Annotated in this window: 3 protein-coding genes and 1 pseudogene; all 4 read left to right on the top strand. The window is 76.3% G+C overall.

The window, feature by feature from the left end; genetic code table 11:
- A pseudogene (locus ETD96_RS47350) lies at positions 1 to 211 on the top strand (hypothetical protein); the annotation flags it as partial.
- Positions 212 to 250: 39 nt separating this feature from the next.
- Positions 251 to 1,195 (top strand): bifunctional adenosylcobinamide kinase/adenosylcobinamide-phosphate guanylyltransferase, encoded by a 945-nt coding sequence (locus tag ETD96_RS47345; protein WP_240808629.1) that lies wholly within the window; start codon positions 251 to 253, stop codon positions 1,193 to 1,195.
- Positions 1,192 to 1,950, top strand: coding sequence for an adenosylcobinamide-GDP ribazoletransferase (locus tag ETD96_RS42610; protein WP_240808628.1), 759 nt, complete (start codon positions 1,192 to 1,194; stop codon positions 1,948 to 1,950). Before ETD96_RS47345 ends, ETD96_RS42610 begins: the two co-directional genes overlap by 4 nt.
- Before the next feature lie 59 nt (positions 1,951 to 2,009).
- A complete protein-coding gene (locus ETD96_RS42605; protein WP_138642157.1) occupies positions 2,010 to 3,542 on the top strand; it encodes a leucyl aminopeptidase in 1,533 nt (510 codons plus the stop codon).
- Positions 3,543 to 3,589 lie beyond the last annotated feature (47 nt).

Raw genomic sequence — 3,589 nt, 5'->3', positions numbered from 1 at the left:
ACTGGGCAAGGTGCCCCCGGAGAGCCGCCGCGCCTACATCGCCCTGGCCCGCCTCACCGCCGACCGCGCGCTCGGCGCCGGGCTGCTCAAGCCCGAAGACGCCGAACGCCGGCGGCCCGGGACGTCGGCGAGGTCGCCGTCCGACAGCTCCCGGTCGGGGATCGCCGGCGGCGACACCGACACCTGCCCGCTTCAGTCGGGGGCATCGTGATCGTTCCAGGTCAGCGTAACCGTAGAGTTTCCGACCAAGATGGACATCGAGCTACGCGGCACCGCCGCCGCAGAGGGCTGGCCCGCTCCGGAATGCCGGTGCGCGTCCTGCAACCGGCTGCGCGCGGCCGGCGTCCGGTACGAGCCCCTGGACGCCGTAGTCGAAGGGGTGCCACTGGACGACCTGCCGCGGACGGACGTGCCCGGCGGCTACGAGGTCCGCGCCCCCGGCGGGGGGCGCGCGCTGCTGGCGTCCGGGCCGGGCGCCAGGCCGGAGCCGTCTCCAGGGGCCGCGTACGAAGCCGCGCTCCTGGACCTGGCCGGCTCCCCGGAGCACCTGGGCTACCTCCGCCGCACCGGGGCCGTGACGGCCGACACCCGGGTCATCGCCGTCCACGTCGACCACCGGCTGGCCTCCCCGTCCGAGCTGGAGCGGCGCATGGCGTTCTGGAACCGGCCCGAGGACGGCCCGTTCCGCACCCTGCTGCTCGGCGGGAGCCGGTCGGGGAAGTCGGCCGAGGCGGAACTGCGGCTGGCCGCGTGCCCGGACGTCCTCTACGTCGCGACCGGCCCCGTCCGCGACGACGACCGGGAATGGGCAGCACGGGTCGCGGCGCACCGGCGCCGCCGTCCGGCATGGTGGCGCACCGCCGAGACGACCGACCTGGCGGACGTGCTGGGGTCGGCGACGGGCGCGGTGCTGGTGGACGGCATCGGCACCTGGCTGGCCGCCGCGATGGACGAGTCCGCCGCCTGGGACGACCCGTCGCGGGCGCTGCCCCGCCTCGACGAACTGGTGGAGGCGTGGCGCGGGACGGCGGCGCGCGTGGTCGCGGTCAGCGACGAGGTCGGGCTGTCCCTGGTGCCGACGACGGCGTCCGGACGGGCCTTCCGGGACATGCTCGGGCTGGCCAACCAGCGGCTCGCGGCCGAGTCGGAGGAGGCGGCCCTGGTCGTGGCGGGACGCGTCACGGAGCTCCGGTGATCGAGGGGCTGCGGCTTGCGGTGACGCTGCTGACCGTCGTCCCGCTGGGCCGGGCGCGGGTCGACCGGGGCACCGCGCGCGCCGCGATGCTGCTCGCCCCGGCCGCCGGCCTGCTTCCCGGCGGCGCCGCCGCGCTGATCTTGCTGGCGGGCGGCCCGCTCGGTCTGCCCGTCCTCCTGACGGCGGTCCTCGCGGTGGCCGTGACGGCCGCCGCGACCCGGGCGCTGCACCTGGACGGGCTCGCCGACCTCGCGGACGGGCTCGGCAGCGGCCGTCCCGCCACCGACGCCCTCGCCATCATGAAGCGCTCCGACATCGGCCCGTTCGGCGTGGTCACGCTGCTGCTGACCGTGCTGGCCCAGGTCGCCGCGCTGGCCGCCGCCCCGCATCCGGCGGTCGCCGTGCTCGTCGCGTCGGTCGCCGGGCGGGCGGTGCTCCCGTGGGCCTGCCGCAGCGGAGTGCCGTCCGCGCGTCCCGGCGGCCTGGGAGGGCTCGTGGCGGGGACCGTCGGCACGCGCGCCGCACTGGCCGTCACGGCGGTCGTCCTCGCCGCCGCCGGCGGCGCCGGAGCGGCGACCGGCGGGCCGGGCGGCGCCGTGCAGGCCGCGGTCGCGGTGCTCGTCGCGCTGGCCGCCGCGCTGGTAATGCTGCGGCACGCCGTCCGGCGGCTGGGCGGCGTGACCGGCGACGTCCTCGGCGCGCTCGTCGAGATCGCCGTCACGGCCGCGCTGGTCGTCCTCGCCGCGCGGCCCTGACGGCCCGCCGCGACCCCCTGACGGCCACGGGCGCGCCGGGACCGGCTCCGGGCCGGGCAATGCTTGATCCAAAAGGACGAAACCGGTCACCGGGAGGACTACCATCGTGCTACGTGACGAGCATCAGCCTTGACAGCGCAGCCCTGGCCAGTCTTGACACCGACGCGATCGTGATCGGGGTCACCCCAGCCGGGGCGGGTGCCGCCCCGGCCGCCGGCGCGGAAGACCTCGACCGCGCCTTCGACGGCCGCCTCGCGGACGCGCTCGGCGCGCTCGGCGCCACCGGCAAGGCCGGTGAGATCATCAAACTGCCGACGCTCGGCGCCGCCACCGCCAAGGTCGTCGTCGCCGCCGGGCTCGGCGAGGACCCCTCCGCCGAGGACCTGCGCCGCGCCGCCGGCGCCGCCGTCCGGTCCCTCGCCGGCACCGCCCGGGTCGCCGTGGCGCTGCCCGCGTCGTCCGCCGAGACCGTCGAGGCGGTCGCGCTCGGCGCGCTGCTCGGCGCCTACTCCTTCGACTCCTTCCGCACCGGCGGCGACCGCAAGGCCCCCGTCGAGGAGATCCGGCTGGCGGCGCCCGCGGCCGAGGAGGCCGCCGTCGCCCGCGCCCGCACCCTCGCCGCGTCGGTGAAGCTCGTCCGCGACCTGGTCAACACCCCGCCCTCGCACCTGACGCCCGAGGACCTCGCCGCCGAGGCGGGCCGCGTCGCGGCCGAATCCGGCCTGGCCATCGAGGTGCTGGACGAGAAGGCCCTCGTGGACGGCGGCTACGGCGGCATCGCCGGCGTCGGGCAGGGCTCGGTGAACCCGCCGCGGCTCGTCCGGCTCGCCTACACCCACCCCGAGGCGTCCCGGACGCTCGTGCTGGTCGGCAAGGGCATCACATTCGACTCCGGCGGCCTGTCCCTCAAGCCCACCGAGGCGATGGACTGGATGAAGTCCGACATGGGCGGCGCCGCGGCGGTGCTCGGCGCGCTCGACGCCATCGCCGAGCTCGGCCCGAAGGTCAACGTCGTCGGCTACCTCGCCATCGCCGAGAACATGCCGAGCGGCACCGCGCAGCGCCCGTCCGACGTGCTGCGCATCTACGGCGGCAAGACCGTCGAGGTCCTCAACACCGACGCCGAGGGCCGCCTCGTCATGGCCGACGCCATCGTCCGCGCCGGCGAGGACTCCCCCGACCTCATCGTGGACGTCGCCACGCTGACCGGCGCGCAGCTCGTCGCGCTCGGCACCCGCACCACCGGCGTCATGGCCAACGACGACGACGTCCGCGAGAAGGTCGTCGCGGCGGCCGAGCGCGCGGGCGAGCCGTCCTGGGGCATGCCGCTGCCGGCCGAGCTGCGCACGGGCCTGGACTCGGCGGTCGCCGACATCGCCAACATCAGCGGCGAGCGCTGGGGCGGCATGCTCGTCGCCGGGACGTTCCTGAAGGAGTTCGTGCCGGAGGGCGTCAAGTGGGCGCACCTCGACATCGCCGGCCCGTCCTTCAACAAGGGCGAGGCGTACGGCTACACCCCGAAGGGCGGCACCGGCGCGGCGGCCCGCACGCTGGTCCAGATCGCCGAGGACGTCGCCGCGGGAATTCTCTAGCGAACCCCACCGCTGTCACCCGGCGGAGAACAGAATAGGTTTCTCAT

This window comes from Actinomadura geliboluensis (assembly GCF_005889745.1).
Classification (GTDB): Bacteria; Actinomycetota; Actinomycetes; order Streptosporangiales; family Streptosporangiaceae; genus Spirillospora; species Spirillospora geliboluensis.
Note: the sequence above shows the minus strand (reverse complement) of the source record. Positions and strands in the feature narration are given on the sequence as shown.